This window comes from Curtobacterium sp. YR515 (assembly GCF_900113095.1).
GTDB lineage: Bacteria > Actinomycetota > Actinomycetes > Actinomycetales > Microbacteriaceae > Curtobacterium.
The window spans coordinates 1-1,343 of record NZ_FOOD01000007.1 but is presented as its reverse complement, the minus strand read 5'-3'; the positions used below and the strand labels follow the sequence as shown (position 1 = coordinate 1,343).

Below are 1,343 nucleotides of genomic sequence, written 5' to 3'. Positions count from 1 at the left end.
TCACGACGCGGACGGTCATCGGCACCACGGAACGGACGGTCACCATCACGACGCGGACGATCCCCATCGCGAGCCGGACGATCCGAACGGAACGGACGGTCACCATCACGACGAGGACGGTCGGAACCCCCACGGAACGGGCGCTCCCCGTCATGAGCAGGACGATCCGAGCTGCGCGGACCGTCACCACGAGGAGGACGACTCGAGTCGTCACGGTCACCACGCCAGGCGGGCCGCCGGCCACCATCGCGGAACGGACGATCGCCGTCACGGTAGGAGCGCGCCCCGTCACGGGACGGACCACCATCCCGAGCAGGACGATCCCCATCGCGCCGGGGAGCGTCGCGCCGGGGAGCGTCGCGTCGGTCGCCCTCGCGGCGCTCGAAGTCGCGCGGCCCGGACGACCAACGGTTCCCACCGTCACGCCGAGGGGACCGGTCGCCATCGCGGCCTCGTCGGTCTCCACGATCGCCGTCGTTCCGCCGCTGATCGTCGTCGTTCGCCACCGTTGCTCCTCATTGCGTGCCCGAGCGCTCGCCCAGGCCATCGTCCGCTGTGTCGTTGTGTGTGTCGGCGCCGCACTGTCCCGCCCGTACGCGTGCACCCAGTCCATCACGAACGAGCGCACGAGTCGAGCGAGGTGCGGCAGAAACAGAAGTAGCCACCGGCCTCCCGAGAACGAGGGTCTCCCCTACGAGTTCTCGATGGAGGGCCGATGGCCACATCTTCTTACTAAATTGAGTCCGGCGGCGTCCTACTCTCCCACAAGGTCCCCCTTGCAGTACCATCGGCGCTGAGAGGCTTAGCTTCCGGGTTCGGAATGTGACCGGGCGTTTCCCTCTCGCTATGACCACCGGAACACCTTCGACCCAATCGCTTGGAAGTTCGAAAGCTGTTCCGCGGGCGCTCCTATTCGAGCACAGCGCGGTATTCAGTTTCTTGTTCCCGATCGTCTGTCGGGAACCACAAAGTGGACGCGAGCCCCACACCCGAAAGTGTGGGAAATAGTTGTGTTGTCAAGTCTTCGGCTTATTAGTACCGGTCAGCTCCACGGGTCGTTAGTCCCCGCTTCCACATCCGGCCTATCAACCCAGTAGTCTGCTGGGAGCCTCTCACACTCAAGGTGCATGGAAATCTCATCTCGAAGACGGCTTCCCGCTTAGATGCTTTCAGCGGTTATCCGGTCCGAACGTAGCTAATCAGCGGTGCCCTTGGCAGAACAACTGACACACCAGAGGTTCGTCCATCCCGGTCCTCTCGTACTAGGGATAGATCTTCTCAAATTTCCAACGCGCGCAGCGGATAGGGACCGAACTGTCTCACGACGTTCTAAACCCAGCTCG

General features: G+C 63.3%; 1 protein-coding gene and 2 rRNA genes. All 3 read right to left on the bottom strand.

Going from position 1 to position 1,343, the window contains the following annotated elements:
* Nucleotides 1–214, bottom strand: a 214-nt coding sequence (locus BM028_RS18645; protein ID WP_175496119.1) for a hypothetical protein, incomplete at its 3' end; no start/stop codon positions are given.
* 527 nt (nt 215–741) lie between these two features.
* Nucleotides 742–858 (bottom strand): 5S ribosomal RNA (gene rrf / locus BM028_RS17290).
* A gap of 154 nt (nt 859–1,012) precedes the next feature.
* Nucleotides 1,013–1,343 (bottom strand): 23S ribosomal RNA (locus tag BM028_RS17285); the annotation flags it as partial.